We start from the raw sequence: 19,875 nt of genomic DNA, 5'->3' as shown, positions 1-19,875 counted from the left end.
AAACTTATTGTACAGAATTGTTTTCTCGCGTATCAACTTTTCGGAAGAATATTGAGAATAAAGCATGTTGAAAGCTAAGCAAATCAATGAGATTTTTGAAAGATTTTTTGCTAACAAACCTCACCCCAAAATTGAGTTGGATTATTCTTGCCCTTTTACATTATTAGTTGCGGTAGTTCTATCGGCGCAAGCAACCGATAAAGGGGTGAACCGTGTAACTCCGAAACTGTTTGAAGTCGCAAACACTCCGCAAAAAATGATTGAGCTCGGAGAAGAAAAACTAAAAGAAATAATAAAGTCTATCGGTTTATATAATGCAAAAGCAAAGAATATAATTTTAATGAGTAAAGCTTTAATTGAAAGGTTCGGGGGTGAAGTGCCGGCTTCAATGATTGAGCTAACTTCACTTCCGGGAGTAGGTAGGAAATCCGCAAATGTTATTTTAAACTGTGTGTTCAATGAGCCGACTATAGCGGTGGATACGCATATTTTTCGCGTATCCAATCGAATAGGTTTTTGTAAAACTAATACTCCAGAAAAAACTGAACTGGAGCTAATGAAAAAAGTTCCCTCCAGATGGAGGCCTAAAGCGCATTTCTGGCTGGTTCTGCATGGCCGTTATACCTGCAAGGCGAGAAAGCCCGAATGCGCTTCATGTATAATTAGTGATATATGTGAATATAAACACAAAGTTTTTTAAGCCCTACCTATATCCTGGTGTTTAACACGCTGGTTAAATATTATTAGGCTAGGCTCTTCTCCGTTGCCGGCAGCTTTACATTTTTCATATAAATCCATTGCTTCACCAAGGGAGGCTAAACCATTGAAGCCTGTTTTGCCTTTTTCCAGCTTCCCTAAAATTCTGTCACCGGTGCTACGTGGTCTGATTTCATATTTATCCGATGATTTAATGTATTTTATAGAGGAATTATGGTTAGATACATGCCCGCTGGCTAGTGATCTTTCAAATAAATTTTCATCACCTTTATATTTTTTTAGCTCAAGTACTCCCCAAGTGTTTTTGAGTAATCCAGAATCAATTTTATAAAAAGTATAATCTTTCGTAGTTATTTTATATGAGGTTGTAAAATCCTCCTCCTGTTCCTTCCCGGAATGTTGTTCATTTACCGTATTATCAGGTACACTTGGTGTTGATGGCCGACTTTTAATTTTTTCCTTAACTCTATGTATAAGTGTATTGTCCGGTTCCTTATTGGGTTTAGCATAATTAATAGTAGTAATGTCTTTTTTTGAATCTGTAATCTCCCGTTCAGCCGTTTTATTCACTTCTTGCCTTTTCTTATATTCAAATCGTTGTTTTTTACTCCAATACTCGCGTTTAGGTTCATTATCTACTTCCAGAATTTCCTTATTAGTATTTGCGAAAGCATTGATAAAAGGAGATCTGATTTCTGGAATTTTACCGAATACATGTAATCCTAAAATGCATGCATCGACTGCAGTTTTGCCTAAAAACCATACTGCCTTATCTACAACCGAGATAAGAGGTATAGTTGTATAAATCATTTGTATTATTTCCAGATTGGAAGCATTATGAATGTTATAAGATGAGTAATCCTTAAAGCAATATACAATAGTGTTATGGAAACCGAATTGATTCACGGGGTTCATATAATTCTGCATACCGTGTAAGCAGGCTGATAAAAAGATATCAATAGCGGATGAAGTAAGTAATCTGCTTATGTAACCGGTTTTACTGAACTCGTTGTCATATGAAATTAATTCTAAGCTTCTTAAAAAGTTACTTGCTCTTAGAGAAACAAATGAAATAGCGGCTGCAGATAATTGAGTAATGCATGCATTTAAGATTAAATCTTCAGCAGGATACCCTACAACATAAATTAAAAATAAGGCAGGTATGGCACTGAGTGCCAGGGAAGTAGTATATTTAAAAAGCGGCCTGATATTTGAATTATCAGTGTAAAGCTTTGCGCTGGAAGCGGTTATGCTTATAATGCGATGTATCAGTGATAAAGCAAACAGATCTCCTAACCTTTCGGCATCGGTTAATAACCTTATGTTGCTTGATAATGTGCCGGCAATATATAGTTTATCCGTTGTTGAAGTTGAGCCCGGCCAAATTCCTTGTAACATTCTTGCTATAGTTGTTGACCTGGAGCCGAACAAACTGACTGAGCTAGCCCTAAGAAACGGAGTAGCGCCCGTTTCAAAATAAATTTTATCACAAAAATAAAGTGAGGAAATTTTATTATTCATAATTTAACCGTTGTTTTTTTATATATTAATAAGGATATATGTCACTAAAATTACCGACTGCTGTCAGTGCTTCCTTCATGGTATGGCAATCAAATGTATATAAGTCATTACGTGCAGTATGCATTTGATCATCCGATTCCGGGTAACTGCTTTCAATCCTCTCTTTACATGCTGCCTGAGCGTTTTTTACGGCTATAGAAACAGAGGCCAGCATACCGTTTAATCCTTCGCATAATTTTATTTCAGTAATCGGGTGAGCTTTATAATTTTTAGGTTTTAAAGTAAATTTATCTCCTTCATCAATGATTAATATGGTTCCTTCGTTATTATTGCTTATACAGGATCTCAGCCTACTTAATTTTTCCAAAAACTCCAGGCCGAATAATTTAGGTAAAGAAGCCTTGTAGTCTTCGTAAATATCTTCTTGTTGTATAATTACTTGTTCATCTTTATATATGAGGGCATTTCCCAGCTGGTCGGCATGAAGCGGTATACATTTGGAATTCTCTTTACCTGCTAAAAGATAAGTTAAAAAGTATTTATCTATACCGTAATATTGTTTATTACTGCCGTCATTAAAATCGCTTTTTTGTATGGTTCCTAATAAGCGATCATGAAATTCGGTTTCAGGGATGTGAAATAAATAAGATTTTTGCCATAGGGTATAAAACTCTTCAGGCTTATTTTTGTTTATATCCGTAGCCGGCTTAGAGTCGAACCAGGAAAGGAAGGATTGTGAAGCGATAAGTATTTTGTCAAGAGCAGAGGGTATGTGTAATTTTATAATTGCACTATATATCCATGGATTGTCAAAAACTTTTATCACGTTTGTAATAGTATCGCTTTCATCGTAGAGTGAAATATGCCTGTAATCGGATAAATCCCTAACATACTCCAGTTTGTTTGCGAGGCTTTTATATTCTGGTGTGCTAATCTCGAGTGCCATAACTTCTAATTTTTTCGCCACATGATAAGCTTTGACAGCACGGAGGGCTGAATCGGACGTGCCTTCGGACATTTGATAGTCACTAAATTCACACGGTCGGCAGTTCTTATATCTTAAGCCTATTAGTCCCAAGACTTCAAATCTATCCAACTCACAAATAACTTTAAACATAATTTTTATTGATTCTAGTTAAAAATAAAGAATATTGTATTGTTTTAGCTGAAAAGCTCAATACTTGATATATTAATTTTTTTTTAAAACAAAATAATGCTGTTTTTAAATCTACTAGACCCATATTAAAAAAAGTATATAATACTGGTTTAACTATTAAAAACAAACCTTGCAATGAGGATTTATGAACAAAATTTTTAAGAAATATGCAGCGCTGGCCGTAACAGTATTCACCCTTGCAGGCTGTGATAATATGGCTTTAACCAATGAAGCAGGGTATGCTAACAAAAGAACGATAGGCGGTTTAACCGGAGCAGTTGCAGGTGCTTGGGTCGGATCTAATGTGGGTAAAGGTAAAGGTCAGATTGCAGCAATTGCAGCAGGAACTTTACTTGGTGCATTAGGCGGAAGTTCTCTGGGTGCTTCTTTAGATAGGGCGGATGTAGCTAATCATAATAATACCGCACAAAGAGCTTTAGAAGCAAACAGAACAGGTGTAGCTTCAACTTGGAGCAACCCGGATACCGGTGCATCAGGTGTAGTTACCCCGGCAAAAACTTATGAAGAACATGGAAAGTATTGCAGAGAATATACCCAAACCGTTAAGGTAGGGAATAAAATTCAAGAGGCATACGGTAAGGCATGCCGTAATCCGGACGGTACTTGGCAAATTGTTCAGTAAGTAAATAGTTGTTTATAAAATTTTGAGGATAATATGTCTGAAGCAATTACAGTGCAAGGTTTGCCGAAGGGTGAGCTTTTAAAGGGCAAAAAAGGTTTGATTATGGGAGTGGCAAATAATAAGTCATTGGCTTGGGGAATTTCTCATGCTTCTTACTTGCAAGGTGCTGAACTTGCATTTTCTTACCAAGGAGAAGCTTTAGAGAAAAGGATTTCGCCGCTTGCGGAATCAGTCAGTTCGGATACCCTTATTGCTTGTGATGTTTCAGATATGAACTCTATAGATGCAGCATTTAAATTTATTAAAGAAAAATGGGGTAAGCTAGATTTTTTAGTGCACTCAATTGCTTACTCTAATAAAGATGAGCTTAAAGGCAGATATGTCGATACCTCTTTAGAAAATTTCCTACATACAATGAATATTTCCTGTTATTCATTCATAGCGACCGCAAAGCGTGCAGCAGAGCTAATGAAAGACGGTGGAAGCATAATAACACTTACTTATTACGGAGCCGAAAAAGTTATTCCTAATTATAACGTTATGGGAGTAGCAAAAGCCGCGCTGGAAGCAAGCGTAAAGTATATTGCGGCCGACCTGGGCGAGAAAAACATCAGAGTGAATGCAATTTCTTCCGGGCCGGTGAAGACATTGGCAGCTTCCGGGATCGGAGATTTTAGAAGCTTCTTAAAATGGAGTGAGGATAATACCCCGCTTAAAAGAAACACTACTTTGGAAGATGTCGGCGGGACTGCAGTATATTTGCTAAGCGACTTATCAAGCGGGGTTACCGGTGAAGTTATTCACGTTGATAGCGGCTATCATGTAATGGGTATGAAGATGTTGAATTCAGAAAGCAATTCCGAAGAATAATTAAAATCTATATGACGCTAGTTGTACAAAAATTCGGCGGCACCTCTGTCGGAACTCTTGAGCGAATAAAGAATGTTGTTAAAATTATTCAAAAGGAAAGAGAGCAGGGTAATAAGATAGTAGTGGTGGCATCGGCAATGACCGGCGTTACTGATAATTTAGTAAATGACGCTCTTTTTTTGTCTCGCATGAAAACTAATGAGGAATTAGCTGAGTATGACTCTATTATTGCAGCAGGAGAGCAAATATCATGCGGATTGCTTGCTCTTGCGTTAATAAATGCAGGTCTTAAAGCACGTTCGTGGTTGGGATGGCAGGTGCCGATATTTACCGACGGGATATTTTCAAATGCAAAAATAACCCATATAGAAATTAAACAATTGATGAAGTGTTTGGAAGAGGATGAAATACCTGTAATAGCGGGTTTTCAAGGCGTTTACGAAGGGCGCGTGATAACTTTGGGGCGCGGAGGCTCCGATACAACTGCTGCCGCAATTGCAGCAGCACTCAAGGCTGATAGGTGTGATATTTATACTGATGTAGACGGGGTTTATACCGTAGATCCCAGAATAGTGCCGAAAGCCAGAAAATTAAAGCAGGTTGCTTTTGATGAAATGTTGGAGATGGCATCTTCAGGCGCGAAAGTATTGCATTCAAGATGCGTGGAAATCGCTATGAAATTTAACTTAAAAATGCAAGTTTTATCAAGTTTTGATGACGGAGTAGGAACCATGATCGTGGGAGAAGACCAAATTGTTGAGAAGCATATGGTTACAGGAATCACCTGTAAGGGTGATATTGCAAGTATTACTTTAAAAGCTATGTCGGATGTCCCGGGGTCAGCTTCTCAGCTGTTTAATTCTATGGAAGAAAAGAATGTAAATGTTGATTTAATTGTGCAGAATATTGGCAGTAGAGGTAAAACCGACCTCACTATCACCATTGCTAAAAATGATCTTGACAAGGCTTTGGATTCAATCGAGACTAATAAGAAGATAAACTGCCGTGATATTATTGTTGATGACAACGTCGCTAAAATTTCAATAATCGGCATTGGAATGAAATCTCATTCGGGCGTTGCACAAAAGATGTTTCAAATTTTAGCGGATAGAGGTATAAATATATTAGTAATATCAACTTCTGAAATTAAAATTAGCGTGCTTGTTCATGCTGAATATAAAGAATTGGCGGTAAGGGCTTTACATGCAGGATATGGTTTAGATAAGTGAGGGAAAAATGAAAATTAAACAAATGATTTTTTTAACGATGCTCGGGATGGTGCTTTCTTCTTGTGCGGCGGTAGATCCGACCAGGAATGATTTAAAAAGCCCGTGTGTGGCAAATGATGAGGCCGGAGGGGCAAACCCGTGTATCAGGAGAAAACCTCTTGAAAACTTTATAGTATAGCATATAATCACGTTCCTTATTTCAAATTTGAGGAAAATTATGGGTTTAGAAAGAACTTTGTCAATTATTAAGCCTGATGCTACTAGAAGAAACTTAACAGGCGCCATTAATGAGCGCTTTGAAAAAGCCGGTTTAAAGATTGTTGCACAAAAAAGATTGCAGCTAACCGAAGAGCAAGCTAAGCAATTTTACATTATACATAAAGATAGGCCTTTTTACGGTGAGTTGGTAAGTTTCATGATTTCAGGAGCGGTCGTTGCACAAGTACTGGAAGGGGAAAATGCGGTTGCTAAAAATAGAGAAATAATGGGAGCAACCAATCCTAAAGATGCCGCAGACGGTACAATCAGAAAAGATTTCGCCGAAAGTATCGAAGCAAACTCTGTGCACGGTTCCGATTCTTTAGAAAATGCAAAGAACGAAATTAGTTTCTTTTTCAGCGAAATGGAAATTTGCCGATAATTAATAATTAATACCGGATATATTTTATGAAGGGCTTCCGAATCAGTAATTTTTATAAAGAATGGGGAGCCTTTTTTATTATTTCGTTCTTAGGATTCGGCACTTCTTTCTTTTGGACTAAAGTAGCCTTAAGAGAGCTAACTGTACTTGAGCTTGTTACTTATAGAGTTACGGTAGCTTCTATCTGCTTATGGTTCATCATGCCAATATTTAGAGCTAAGCTTCCAAAAAATTTTAATCTTTTTACCAAAATTGCTTTTTCCGGGGTTATAGGAAATTTTTTACCCTTTATTCTATCTGCCTGGGCGATAGGTTATATTAGTTCAAGTGTAGCTGGGATTTTAAATTCCTTAACTCCGATATTTACTGTAATACTTAGTGTAATATTTTTACCTGATAAAGAGCTTAATACAAAGTTAATATTAAGTGTAATAACCGGGTTTATGGGTGCTTTACTTATTTTTGCTAATAAGCTTAATGGGGGTAGCGATATGGGAAATGTATTGCCGGAGATTGCTATAATTGGGGCGGCACTTTGTTATGCAGCTCAAGGTGTATATACAAAAATCTATTTTAAAGAAGAAAACTTTATCACCCTGGCAGTAATTTCAAGTACAACTTCTGCAATTTTATTTTGGATAATTTTACTCTCAAATCAAACTGAGATAAATTTTCCTCAGGAAAATAGTACAATCATTGCAATAATTTGGATGGGAATAGTGGCAAGTACCATCTCACTGGTACTACTTTATTATTTACTTAAAAATTGGACGCCGACACGAGTATCGTTTATAACTTATGCAGTGCCTATAAGTGCTATGTTCTTAGGTGTAGTTGTGCTTGGGGAGCAACTAAAAGCACATATGATTATCGGGGCAACAATTATTATAGCTTCTATTATTTTATCTAATCAAAAACTAAAGCGTAAAGCTAAATGATTCTAAATTATATATTTGCATTAATTATCGGCGTATTACTGGGTAATTTTGCAAGTACAGTGCTTTTTAGGCTTCCGAGGAAAATCCCGATACATGGATATAATCCGAAACTCGGTAAAGTACCGCATTGCTCAACCTGCGGGCATACTTTAAAATTTTATGAGTATCTTCCTGTGTTAAGTTGGGTTTCTACACGCGGCAGATGTAACTACTGTGATGTCAAAATAAATTTTGAATATACTATTCTCGAAGTCTCTATATCTATACTTGCTTTTATTTTATATTTTTTAACTTCAGGCTTTTCAGAAAAATATATTTTATTATTATTTTCCGGAGCCGGGCTTATTTTATCATACTTCTTAATTGATAAAGTAAAAACCGATGCTGATAAGACTCTATTTATGGTTGGTATCTTAGGCTCTATATTCCGCACGTTAAATGAAGCAACTATATTTGGCTGGCTTACTTCGTTCTTATTTGCATACTTTATATATGCATTTATTACTTCTAAATTGGATGGGAAAAAAGTAGCTGAATACTACTCTTTAAGATTTATTTTATTATCAGGAGTATGGCTTAACATACCTTATTTATTGGCGTATCTGTTAGTATTATTTCTGCTTAATGTTATAAAGGAGATTTCTCAACGTAAGAAAGATATATTTCTTATTGCTTTGTTATATATTTTTATAATAGTTGTAGAATATAAGTAATAATAAAGGGGTGTATGCTCTCTAACCTACAATTTTCTAATGATTCCCTCCCGAAAGGCTTTGTTTACCTTAATGATATAGATCCATCAATTGAGCAATACATAATGTATGCTAAGGAGGATAATTTCACAGGTAGAGTAGTAAAGGGATATGAAAAAGAAGTAGCTATTAGTACATACCAAGCAGCGCTTGCTTTAAAAATGGTTCAAGAAGAGTTAAATAAGTTTGGTCTTGGGCTTAAAGTATATGATATCTATCGCCCGGCGCAAGCTTGTTTGGATTTTTATGAATGGTCGCAAGATGTGAATGACCAGAAAATGAAAGAAAAATTTTATCCGCAAGTTGATAAAAAAGATTTCTTCGAGTTGGGCTATGTTGCCAAATACTCAGCGCACAGCAGGGGTAGTACGGTGGATTTAACCATCATTACTTTAGAAGGAAAAGAGGAATTAGATATGGGTACCAGGGTGGATTTTATCGATAAATTATCTGGTACTCAAAACCCCGACATTTCTTTTGAAGCAAAAAAAAATCGTTTATTATTATGCTCTATAATGGAAAAGTGCGGCTTTGAGAATTACTCTAAAGAATGGTGGCATTATTCTTTAAGAAATGAACCATTTCAAAGAAAGCCCGAAGATCATTTTGACTTTCCCGTAAAGTAATAATGTTTATAGGTTAATTATTCTTAATATAATTAACGCTTTTGTCCTGCTCATAAAGCTTAAGGAGCAGTTTAAGTTTTTGATTTGCCGGATGTTTAAGATCAGGGTCATCTTCAGCTACTTTTCGTGCTAATGCATTAGCTTCAGGAATTAAATTATAGTGATAGTTTAAATTACAGGTTTTAAACGAAGGCAAGCCGCTTTGCTTAGTACCTAAAATTTCACCGCTGCCTCGGATTTTTAAATCTTCCTCGGCAATTACGAATCCGTCATTAGATTCTTTCATAATATTGAGCCGTTGTTTGGCGGTTTGGGTCGCCGGGTATTTGTATACTAAAATACAATGTGATTTCTTATTTCCTCTGCCAATTCTCCCTCTTAACTGATGTAATTGTGATAAGCCGAATCTTTCAGCATTTTCTATCACCATGATAGTTGCATCACTAACATCAACGCCTACTTCAATCACGGTAGTTGCAACTAGTACGCTAATTTTACCCTCTAAAAACTCAAGCATAGTTTTATCACGTTCTATGCCCTGCATCTTACCGTGAATAATTCCTGTTTTTTTAGGTAATAATTCATCCAAAATAGAAAATCTATCTTCTATATAAGAAAGGTCCAAAGACTCGGATTCTTCAATAAGCGGACATATCCAATATATCTTCTCTCCGCTCTCTACCGCATCTTTTATTCTTTCTAAAAGCTCGGGTATTTTATTTGATGAAATTACCGAAGTTTGAATAGGTTCCCGCATGGCGGGTTTATCTTTAATGATTGAGAGATCGAGATCACCGTAATTAACCATGCATAACGTACGCGGGATAGGAGTTGCCGACATCATTAAAAAATCTGGTGCTATACCTTTTTTACTTAAGGAAGCTCTTTGTTCTACTCCGAATCTTTGCTGCTCATCTATTACTGAGAGACCTAGGGCGGCAAATTGTACATTCTCTTGAAACAATGCATGGGTTCCGATAACAATATGAGCTGTGTGGCTTGCAATGCTCTCTAATACCTCTTTGCGTTTGGATGCAGGCATTTTACTGATTAATAATTCAACTTTTAATCCGAGCTTCTCACAAAGCTCAGTTAATTTTACAAAATGCTGTTTGGCCAGAACTTCGGTAGGAGCCATAAGCGCAGCTTGCTTCCCGCCTTCTACACAATTAAGCATTGCACATAGTGCGACTAAGGTTTTTCCGCACCCGACATCACCTAGAACTAAACGTGCCATCCGGTATGGTGATTTTTGGTCACTTTCGATTTCCTTTATCGCTTGTTTTTGTCCATCCGTGAGGTCAAAGGGAAGCTGTTTGTAAAGCTTATCAGTTAGTACTCCATGAAAGTTTAATTTCGGCTTACTTTGCTTTTGGTAATGCTTCCTTGCCAGGCTTAATGCAAGCTGAGTAGCAAGTAGTTCATCAAAAGCTAAACGTTGCTTATATTTACTATCTCCGGTAACTTCATCTTCATGTTCGGGATAATGCGCATGTTGTAATGAACTAAGCCAGGAAATCCATCCGTGTTTATCAAGTAAACCCTGAGGCAGCCACTCGGGAAGGGTAGGAATAAATTTTAGGGTATTTTGTATTGTTAAATTTAAGAATCTTGAGTTAAGACCATATGTAGAATGATAAACCGGTTCTAAGATTTTTACCCTATCTACCTCCGTCGGGTTAGCTACTATATCGGGGTGAACCATTTGCAGCTCTCCATTATTGTACTCGACTTTGCCGCTAACCAAAATTGTTCTGCCGATCCCAAAGGTCTCTTTTAGGTGATTCAGGTTGGCATTAAAGTAAATTACGGTAAGCTTGCCGCTCTCATTTGAGCAAATAATTTTCTGAGGAGTTCTTTTGTTACGTGAAATATTAAATTTATGTTCTTCAACCGTGACTTCTACTGTAATTATACTGCCGTTTAAAACTTCAGATAGGGCAGGAGAATAACGTCTATCAATTATTTGATAAGGAAAATAAAAAATTAAATCACGAATATTTTGAAGCCCCAATCTATGGTAAGCCTCAGCTCTCTTAGAACCAATGTTTTTAAGTTTCCTTACTTCCCAAAACAAGTTTAACAGTAAAGGGTTAGGCATTTTACTCCGTGTTTGTTAGTTGTATTCTTACCAACCTATTATATTCTCCATTAGTATTGATGAGCTCATCATGAGTTCCATGCTCAACAAGTTTGCCTTCCTTAAGTACATATATTGTGTTTGCATTTCTTACTGTTGAAAGTCTATGAGCAATGATAATTGTAGTCCTGTTTTGCATAATATTTTCTAAAGCTTGCTGAACTAATTTCTCATTTTTACTGTCAAGCGAGGAGGTTGCTTCATCAAGCAGCAATACTTTCGGGTTTTTAAGGAAAGCTCTGGCTATAGCAATCCGTTGTTTTTGCCCGCCCGAAAGCCTCACGCCTTTCTCGCCTAAATAAGTATCAAATCCGTTGGGAAGCTTTTCTATAAATTCTAATGCAGCAGCAGCTTTACTTGCATTTATGACTTCTTCATAGGAGGCTTTGGGGTTACCGTAAAGTATATTTTCATATGCTGAGGTAGAAAAAATTAAAGGATCCTGAGAAACATAAGCGAACTGTAGTCTTAGGTTCTCAAGTTGAATATCTTTTATATCAGTGCCATCGAGCAGAATTTTATCTCTCTCAGTGTCATAGAACCTGAGCAATAACTGAAATATAGTTGACTTGCCTGCACCGGATTCGCCGACAATTGCAGTTACCTTATTCGGGGCTATTGTAAGTGAAATATTCTCTAAGCTTGCTTTGCTTTTCTTAGAAGGATAATAAAACGTAAGGTCTTCAACTTTAATTGCTCCGGTAAAGTTGTTTAAAAGAATTACATCTTTAGAGTTGATTATTTCAGGAGCAATACCTAAAAATTCTACTAAGCGTTCGGTAGCACCGGCTGCTTTTTGTAAATCTCCCATAGTTTCCGCTAAAGCACCGAATGCACCAGCTGCAACTACAGCTAAAAATATAAAAGAGGAAAGTTCCCCCGGGGTAAGCGTCCCATCAAGAACCTGGTGCCCGCCTACCCATAGAATCAATCCGATTGAACCGAATACTAAACTGATAACTATTGAAATAAGGAATGCTCTGCTTTTTATCCGTTTTAAGGAGGTATCTATAACTTCACCTAATTTATTCTTAAAAATTACTTTTTCAGCCTCTTCATGCGTATAAGCCTGGATGGTTTTTATGCCGTTTATCGTCTCTTCGGTATGAGCTGAGACTTCTGCAACTTTATCTTGAGAAAGCTTAGAATAAATGCGCATTTTCTTACCGAAAAATACTATTGGTAAAATAACTAGCGGAATAACTAACCCCATCATTCCGGCAAGTTTAGGGCTAGTGGTAATTAATAATATCACCCCGCCAATCAGCATCAAAAAGTTACGCATTGCCATTGATAAACTGGTACCGATTACTGTTTGAAGTAGGGTGGTATCAGTAGTCATACGAGATAGAATTTCTCCTGACTTATTACTTTCATAAAAACTTGGTGATAATCTTAGGATTTGATGGTAAATATCGCGCCTGATATCAGCGATCGCTTTTTCCCCGACTAAGGTGATGAGGTAGTATCTCGCAGCAGTGGAAAATGCAAGTACCACTATTGTACAAATCAAATAAATCAAGGCTCTATCCAACATGGCAGGGTTGTGTTGACTTAAACCTGAATCAATGACATATTGTAAGCTTCTACCTATAATTAATACTGATGATGAGGTGAGAATTAAGGCTATTATCATTAAAAATACTTGGTACTTATAAGGCTTAATATATTTAATTAAGTATTTTAAGCTTTTAATATTTTTTGATTTAGGCTCCAATGGAGAAGCAGAATTTAAACTATTTTTTTTGGACATATTTTTTAATTTATAAAAGGCATATCTTACCTATTAAACTAAAATACGCTTTTGAAAAAGATAAAATTTTGTTATAAATTAATTTTTAGGTAAACTTAAAACAAAAGGATAATTTTTTATTATGATGAGATATATTGCGTTTATATTTATAATAGTTTTAAGTGTAGGAGAAATTGCTGCGGCTGCGCAGCCGCCTGCTTCTTTTGCCGATATCGTTGAAAAGGCAATACCCGCGGTTGTAAATATCTCCACAACCCAAAAAATTGATATGAGAAATAAAAGTTTTTCTTTAAACGACCTTCCTGAAAATCCGCAGGATTTATTCGAATTTTTCGAACCTGATCCTAATTCGCGTAAAACTAGAAAAATAAGGTCTTTAGGATCCGGTTTTATCATTGATCCGCAAGGTTATATTGTAACCAATTATCATAATATAGCAGATGCTGATGAAATTGAAGTGATGCTGGGTGATGAAAGTCCTGAAAGATATAAAGCTAAGGTTTTGGGCAAGGATCCAAAAACAGATTTAGCTTTACTTAAAATTAATACTAAAGACCCTCTTCCGTTTGTAAAATTCGGTAATTCGAATGAATCAAAAGTCGGGGATTATGTTATAGCAATCGGTAATCCTTTCGGGCTGGGAGGGACTGTTACAGCAGGTATCATTTCAGCTAAAGCAAGATATTTAAACGGTTCACAATATGACGATCTTATTCAAACCGACGCCTCAATAAACCGAGGTAACTCGGGTGGGCCTATGTTTAATATGAAAGGTGAAGTAATCGGGGTTAATACTCTTATCCTTTCTACAACAGGGGGTAATATAGGGATTGGCTTTGCTATGCCTTCTGCAATTGTTGAGCCGATAATTGATCAATTAAGAAATAAAGGTGAAATAAGCCGCGGTTGGCTTGGGGTTTTAATCCAACCAGTCGATGAATATGTTGCGAAATCAATGGGGTTACAAAAAATTAAAGGAGCATTGGTTGCTGAAGTTGTTAAGGATAGCCCCGCAGACAAAGCCGGGGTTAGAGTCGGAGATATTATTTCCAGATTTGACGGTAAAGAAGTGAAGAATATACATAAATTACCTAGAATGGTTTCAGAGACTCCTATTAATAAGCATGTTAGTATACAGGTATTTAGAAACGGTAAATATGAAGTACTTAACACTATTATTGAAAAGCCTACAAGTGATCCGCTAGGTGAGGAAGCTGAAGATTCGGAAGCCAAGCAAGGAAATACGGAGAAAATCGGTCAGGTTATGCTCGGAATAAGAGTTGCCGACTTAAACAACGCTTTGAGGAACAAGTTTAAAATCGAGCCTGCTTTGAGTGGAATCATAGTTTTAGGGATTAATCGTAATTCCCCTGCAATCGAAAGTGGGATTAGTGCTGGAGATCTTATTCAACAGGTTGGTAATAAGAAGATTACTACTATCAAAGATTTTGAAAATGAAATAAATAATATTAAGTCTTTAGGCCACAAAAAAGCAATGATATTAATTAATAAAGGCAATGGAACCAGATTTATCTTAATTGACTTAGAGTGATACAAATGGAGAACATTCCCAGGGTGCTACAAGTTTTACCGAATCTTATTTCAGGGGGAGTAGAGCGCGGCACCTTGGAAATAGCAAGTGCCTTAATTAAGAATAATTACCAAGCTTTTGTCTGCTCATGGGGTGGAGGAAGGATGATAAATGACTTAAAGCACATGGGAGCTAAGCATATAATTTTACCTGTTCATAGTAAAAATCCGCTTAATATAATATTAAATATTTTTAGACTTAAAAAAGTTATTAAGGAAAATGCTATTAACATAGTGCATGCAAGATCAAGGGCTCCGGCATGGAGCTGTTATTTTGCCTGTAAGTTGACTGGAGCTAAATTTGTCACCACTTTCCATGGTACGTATAATGCTGACAATTATATTAAAAAATATTATAACTCAATAATGCTCAAGGGCGATAAAGTTATAGCTATTTCTAAATTTATTTATAATCATATACTTAAAACTTATAATATTTTAAACGATAAGTTGATTATTATAAATAGGGGTGTAGATCAAGCATATTTTTCTCCTTCTCTTGTTAATGAGCAGAGATTATTTTCTTTAAAACAAAACTTAAAACTTAGTAATAATTTTTTTAAAAATAAAAAGATTATTATTATGCCGGCAAGGTTTACTCGTTGGAAAGGGCATTTATATTTACTTAAAATTTTTAAGCTACTTCAGGAAGAAAACTTCTTATGTTTAATGGTGGGTGCTTCTGAAAGCAGGCATAAGGAATACTTAAAAGAGGTCAGGTTATGTATTAGCAAATATGGCTTAAAAGATAAGGTTATAATTACTGGTGAAGTTAAAGATATGCCTGCTCTATACATGTTAGCGGATTTTGTAATATCTGCTTCCTTAAAACCTGAAGCATTCGGCAGGACTATCATTGAAGCTCAAAGTATGGGTAAAATTATCATTGCAACCAAAGAAGGCGGTGCAACCGAAGAGAGTATTGTTGATAAATCCACAGGGTTTCATATTCCAAGTGATAATGAAAAAGAAGCAAGTAAAGTAGTATTATCTGCTCTAAAGCTATCCCAAGATAAATATAATGAAATAACTTCTAAGGCTTTAAATAATGTAAAGAAAAATTTTACTTTACAGACTATGTGCAATAAGACCTTGGAAGTTTATCAAGCTTTACTCGCTAAGCAATAACTTAGGAATGTTTTTAATATTTAATCAATTTATATATTGAAATAACTAATTTAAAATTTTAAGGTAATGTTAAAATTATTTTAAATTATCTTAAATATATGAATAGAGCGCATAATTTAAAACATAATAACCACAAATATAAAAAGCTAGAACTTACTTGCAACTTATGTAACTCATCTGATCATGAATTAATAACAAGTAAAGATTATGAGAATTATAAAAGTTTTAAAGTACTGTGCCGTGAATGCGGGTTAATTTATAGCAATCCCGTCCCTACCCTTGAAGGGTTAGAACTTTACTATGAGCAAAAAAGTGAGAGATATTCCGGTGAAATTTTTATTCCGAAACTAAGAAGAATTTATCGTTCAGCTTTAAGAGCAATTTATCGCTATAACCGTATAAAACATTATTTAAAAAAAGGTATAAATGTTTTAGATAGCAGCGCATGCATCGGGGAATTTGTTTATTTACTCGAGCAGAAAGGAAGCAATGCCATCGGTGTTGAACATAACAATTATCTTATTCAATATGCTAGAAATGAGCTTAAAATTAATATAGAAAGGCATTTTTTAGATAATATTAAAATGCCCAAGGAAACTTTTAACATTATAACCGCATATCACATTTTGAATTTATGTCTAAATCCTTTAGAGGTACTAAAAAAGTATTGGAGTTTTTTAAAGGATGACGGAATTTTGAACCTTGAGGTACCTAATATTGATGCAAGGCATATTGCCCCATACCATAGATTTCGGTTTAAATACTTTTATAATTTTAATCTCCATACAATAAAAATGTTAGCAAGGAGAGCAGGATTTGAGGTGGTAAATACAATAATTATTCCCAAGAGCATGCATATAAATATGATACTTAAGAAAGGTGAACCTTATCAAGATGAGGTTAGTGATGCTCAGAACTATATGATGGTCAGGAATTCTATTATAGGGTATAAAAGCTTAAATTTTCTGGTTTCACCGTTGCCTTATTTAAAAGCAATGGACAATATAAAAAAATATATGGTTTTAAACAAAGCGGTTAAAGAATATTCTTCCGGTAAAGAAATATTGGATGATTGCTTTGCTAAAATACCTGAATTTAAGTAATGGTTAAGTTTTTTTTATTTAAGGCTTTTAAAGCAATATACATGAAAGGAATTATAATTAGGGTAAATATTGTTCCTATGGTTAAACCGCCGACTAGAACATAACCGATTGCATTTCTTGCTTCAGCGCCTGCTCCAAAGGATAAAATTAACGGGAATGAACCGAAAACCATTGCAAAAGTTGTCATCATTATAGGTCTTAAGCGTAGTTTTGAAGCTTCAATTACTGCATCCATACAGGAAGCATTTCTCTCTTTTACAATATTATTGGCAAACTCAACAATCATAATACCATGCTTTGAAATTAAACCGATTAGAGTAATAATCCCAATTTGACTGAAAATATTTATACTGTTGCCGCTAAGCTTAGTAAATAACAGCGCTCCAAAGCAACCGAGGGGTACGGTAAAGATGATAATCAAGGGATCGATAAAGCTTTCAAATTGAATTGCCAAAACCGCATAAATAAAAAATATGGCAAGCGCTATAAGGAATAACATTTGTAAATAAGTATGCCGGAATCTTTCTAGCTTTTCACCTAAATCAATAATAATGCCCGGCTCATTAATATTATGTATAAAGTTATTAATTTCTTTATATGCTTGGTCAAAATTAACCTCAGGCTTTAATTCGATATTGATTTTAGCTGCACGCATTTGATTATGATGCCTTAACTCATTCGCTTTAGCGCTTAATTTAAGCTCGGAAAAGCCTCCGATAGAAACCGGTATATTATTATTAAATATATAAATCTCATTGATATTTTTCGGTTTATAATCTGAAGACAAATTAACATTATAAGAAATACCGTCTTTTAAAAAGTTTTGAACATATTTATCGTCAAAAGAAACAGCTAACAAATCAGATATGTGTTGAGGTAAAATATTAAGTTGAGAAAATTTATACTTATCAAATCTTAAATCATAGCCTATATTATTTAATTCCAGGTTATGAGTTGCTTCTTTAAAAAGAGGGTTCTTCTTTAAGGTATTAACCATGCCATCAAGTGTTTTTATTAACTCTAGGTAGCTAAGCGTTGTTTTAACAATAAAATTTATTTCTCCGCGATTATCGGATTCCATGCCCGGTAAGTTACTATCTTCGCTCCAAACGGAGGTTTGCACCGAAGGTATTAATTTTGCTTTTTCCTGATATTCTTCTTTTACTTCTTTTGCGGAACGCTTCCGCTTCGACCAATCGTTGAGCACATTTACAATTTGGCTGCCATGCTTAGAAATAAAAGCAACTTTCTTATTTATTTCGCTAATACTATCTGAAGCTCTTTCTACACGAATGCTATAATCATCAAATTCATTTAAAGAAATGCCGGATAATTTTTGTATGAATGCTCCCACTATTCCTCGGTCTTCCTTAGGTGCCATTTCTTTCGGAATAAAGTTATATATGATTGCACTTCCTACTATTAATAGAACAAGTGTAATTGATAATAATATTTTCTTAGGTAAAATTTTTGATAATAGAGTTTGGTATTTAGTCTCAATTTGATAAATTATAAGATCAATCTTAGGTAGAATATTATGACTGCCGGGTTTTAAAACTTTTGCTGCCAGCATAGGAGAAAGAGTGAGTGCAACTATTCCGGAAATCACAACACTTCCTGCAAGCGCTACTGCAAATTCAATAAATAGTTTTCCGATACTTCCTTGCATAAAGGCAAGCGGTATAAACACGCTACTTAAAGTAAAAGTCATTGCAACAACCGCAAATCCGATCTCTTTACTTCCCTCTTTCGCAGCTTTAAGAGGAGATTTTCCCGCCTCAATATATTTATATATATTTTCTAGAATGACAATTGCATCATCCACTACTAAGCCGATAGAAAGCACCATTGCAAGTAAAGTTAAAGTGTTCAAAGAAAACCCCAACATATCCAAAATAGCAACACATCCTGCTAAGCATATCGGGATGGTAATAAGCGGGATTAATGCTGCTCTTATATTTCTTAGGAAAAGGAATATAATAAGCACAACAAGAATAACTGCTTCTATAATAGAGTTTTTTACATTACTTAAGGAAAAGCGAATAAAATCACTTTTATCATATTCCGAAGTTATTGCATAATCGGCAGGGAGAGTTTGGCGGATCTTTTCTAATTTTTTAGTTAGCTGCTCGGAAACTTTAAGGGGGTTGGAATTTATAGTTTTCTTAACTGCTATCATAATTCCGGGCTTGCCGTTTATTCTAATCCTAAAGTCCTCTTTTCCTTTTAACTTTATATCTGCAATGTCTTTTAGGGTAATGTTAGTTGAGCCCTGATTTTTAATAACAATATTGCTGAAATCTTGCTCATTAAGGCATGAAATATCTAATGTAATCGGAATCGAATCATTAATTTTTCCGGCCGGAAGGTTGGTCGCATATAATTTCAGCTTATCAAGTATATCAGATACATTAATTTTATATAAATATAATTTATTACGGTTTAGGGTGATTTGCATTGAATAAGAAGCACCCCAAATTTGAGCATCAGCTACGCCCGGAATGCCGATTAGATTATTTTGTATGTTGAGAAAAGCAAAATGTATTAGTTCTTCCGAGCTCTTATTGGGGTTAGTAATTGAGATATAATAAAAAGGATCGTCATCGTCGTTATTTTCATAAATTTGAGGTTCTTTTATATCTTTAGGTAACATGCTTCGCATGGTTGCAACTTTCTCTCTAACATCGGAAAGGGCTTTGCTGAACTCAACTTCTTCGGAGAATTTTAGAGATATTTTAGCTTCTCCGTAAGTAGAAGATGATTTAATCTTAGTTAAGCCGTTAATACCTGCGAGTTCATTTTCCGCAGTAAAAGCTATTTCCGATTCAACTACTTCAGCACTTGCATTAGGGTAAGGAATTCTAATAGTTATTTCAGGAGTAGTTATATCGGGATATTCACGTAGGCTGATATTTTTAAAGGCCAATAACCCGATAATTACAATTAAAATATTTATAATTGTAGCAAAAACAGGTCTCTTAATAAAAAAAACCGGTAGTTTCATTTGCTGTACACTTCAACAGGGTTGCCGTCTTGGATATTGCTTTGGCCGTATAAGATAACACTATC

General features: G+C 35.3%; 17 protein-coding genes. 12 read left to right on the top strand and 5 right to left on the bottom strand.

Annotated features, from left to right (window positions below; all coding sequences use genetic code 11):
- Nucleotides 1-64 precede the first annotated feature (64 nt).
- Entirely contained in the window at nt 65-700 is a 636-nt protein-coding gene (nth, locus tag I862_RS05640; RefSeq protein ID WP_038539896.1) for an endonuclease III, read from the top strand.
- Here nth and I862_RS05635 read toward each other — a convergent pair.
- Together I862_RS05635 and I862_RS05630 are read right to left on the bottom strand one after the other, a co-directional pair.
- Complete coding sequence (locus tag I862_RS05635; RefSeq protein ID WP_038539894.1) at nt 697-2,238, bottom strand: hypothetical protein; 1,542 nt, start codon at nt 2,236-2,238, stop codon at nt 697-699. The genes nth and I862_RS05635 overlap by 4 nt on opposite strands.
- A 25-nt stretch (nt 2,239-2,263) precedes the next feature.
- The gene (locus tag I862_RS05630) at nt 2,264-3,355 is read right to left on the bottom strand and encodes a hypothetical protein (protein ID WP_148299499.1); all 1,092 of its coding nucleotides are present in this window, start codon (nt 3,353-3,355) and stop codon (nt 2,264-2,266) included.
- A gap of 184 nt (nt 3,356-3,539) precedes the next feature.
- Between I862_RS05630 and I862_RS05625 the strand changes: the two genes are divergently transcribed.
- The 8 genes from I862_RS05625 to I862_RS05595 are packed head-to-tail and all read left to right on the top strand — an operon-like array spanning nt 3,540 to nt 9,092.
- Entirely contained in the window at nt 3,540-4,037 is a 498-nt protein-coding gene (locus tag I862_RS05625; RefSeq protein WP_038539888.1) for an RT0821/Lpp0805 family surface protein, read from the top strand.
- Between the two features lie 33 nt (nt 4,038-4,070).
- The gene (locus I862_RS05620) at nt 4,071-4,907 is read left to right on the top strand and encodes an enoyl-ACP reductase FabI (protein WP_052646496.1); all 837 of its coding nucleotides are present in this window, start codon (nt 4,071-4,073) and stop codon (nt 4,905-4,907) included.
- An 11-nt stretch (nt 4,908-4,918) separates the two neighbouring features.
- Nucleotides 4,919-6,136, top strand: a complete 1,218-nt coding sequence (locus I862_RS05615; protein WP_038539886.1) for an aspartate kinase — start codon at nt 4,919-4,921, stop codon at nt 6,134-6,136.
- 7 nt (nt 6,137-6,143) lie between these two features.
- A complete protein-coding gene (locus tag I862_RS08425; RefSeq protein WP_158499284.1) occupies nt 6,144-6,314 on the top strand; it encodes a hypothetical protein in 171 nt (56 codons plus the stop codon).
- 39 nt (nt 6,315-6,353) lie between these two features.
- On the top strand, nt 6,354-6,776 hold the full coding sequence (gene ndk, locus I862_RS05610) for a nucleoside-diphosphate kinase (RefSeq protein WP_038539883.1): 423 nt from the start codon (nt 6,354-6,356) through the stop codon (nt 6,774-6,776).
- Between the two features lie 26 nt (nt 6,777-6,802).
- Nucleotides 6,803-7,714: a DMT family transporter gene (locus I862_RS05605; RefSeq protein WP_038539878.1), complete on the top strand. Its 912-nt coding sequence runs from the start codon at nt 6,803-6,805 to the stop codon at nt 7,712-7,714.
- Nucleotides 7,711-8,427: a prepilin peptidase gene (locus I862_RS05600; RefSeq protein ID WP_038539875.1), complete on the top strand. Its 717-nt coding sequence runs from the start codon at nt 7,711-7,713 to the stop codon at nt 8,425-8,427. The genes I862_RS05605 and I862_RS05600 overlap by 4 nt, the downstream gene beginning before the upstream one ends.
- 14 nt (nt 8,428-8,441) lie before the next feature.
- Complete coding sequence (locus tag I862_RS05595; RefSeq protein WP_038539872.1) at nt 8,442-9,092, top strand: M15 family metallopeptidase; 651 nt, start codon at nt 8,442-8,444, stop codon at nt 9,090-9,092.
- 13 nt (nt 9,093-9,105) lie between these two features.
- On the opposite strand, the gene recG is transcribed toward I862_RS05595, so the two are convergent.
- Nucleotides 9,106-11,193, bottom strand: a complete 2,088-nt coding sequence (gene recG, locus I862_RS05590; RefSeq protein WP_038539869.1) for an ATP-dependent DNA helicase RecG — start codon at nt 11,191-11,193, stop codon at nt 9,106-9,108.
- 1 nt (nt 11,194) lies between these two features.
- The gene (locus I862_RS05585) at nt 11,195-12,985 is read right to left on the bottom strand and encodes an ABC transporter transmembrane domain-containing protein (protein WP_038539866.1); all 1,791 of its coding nucleotides are present in this window, start codon (nt 12,983-12,985) and stop codon (nt 11,195-11,197) included.
- Nucleotides 12,986-13,106: 121 nt separating this feature from the next.
- On the opposite strand from I862_RS05585, the gene I862_RS05580 reads away from it, so the two are divergent.
- The 3 genes from I862_RS05580 to I862_RS05570 all read left to right on the top strand — a co-directional run bounded on the left by I862_RS05580 (nt 13,107) and on the right by I862_RS05570 (nt 16,806).
- Nucleotides 13,107-14,537 carry a Do family serine endopeptidase gene (locus I862_RS05580; RefSeq protein WP_084173808.1) on the top strand — a complete coding sequence of 477 codons (1,431 nt, stop codon included), beginning with the start codon at nt 13,107-13,109 and terminating at the stop codon, nt 14,535-14,537.
- A 5-nt stretch (nt 14,538-14,542) separates the two neighbouring features.
- The gene (locus I862_RS05575) at nt 14,543-15,703 is read left to right on the top strand and encodes a glycosyltransferase family 4 protein (RefSeq protein WP_038541549.1); all 1,161 of its coding nucleotides are present in this window, start codon (nt 14,543-14,545) and stop codon (nt 15,701-15,703) included.
- A 98-nt stretch (nt 15,704-15,801) separates the two neighbouring features.
- Nucleotides 15,802-16,806, top strand: a complete 1,005-nt coding sequence (locus I862_RS05570; protein WP_038539860.1) for a class I SAM-dependent methyltransferase — start codon at nt 15,802-15,804, stop codon at nt 16,804-16,806.
- On the opposite strand, the gene I862_RS05565 is transcribed toward I862_RS05570, so the two are convergent.
- Nucleotides 16,799-19,810 carry an efflux RND transporter permease subunit gene (locus tag I862_RS05565; protein WP_038539856.1) on the bottom strand — a complete coding sequence of 1,004 codons (3,012 nt, stop codon included), beginning with the start codon at nt 19,808-19,810 and terminating at the stop codon, nt 16,799-16,801. The two genes, I862_RS05570 and I862_RS05565, sit on opposite strands and share 8 nt — an antisense overlap.
- Between the last annotated feature and the right edge of the window lie 65 nt (nt 19,811-19,875).

The organism is endosymbiont of Acanthamoeba sp. UWC8 (assembly GCF_000730245.1).
Lineage (GTDB): Bacteria > Pseudomonadota > Alphaproteobacteria > Rickettsiales > Midichloriaceae > Jidaibacter.
Note: the sequence above shows the minus strand (reverse complement) of the source record. Positions and strands in the feature narration are given on the sequence as shown.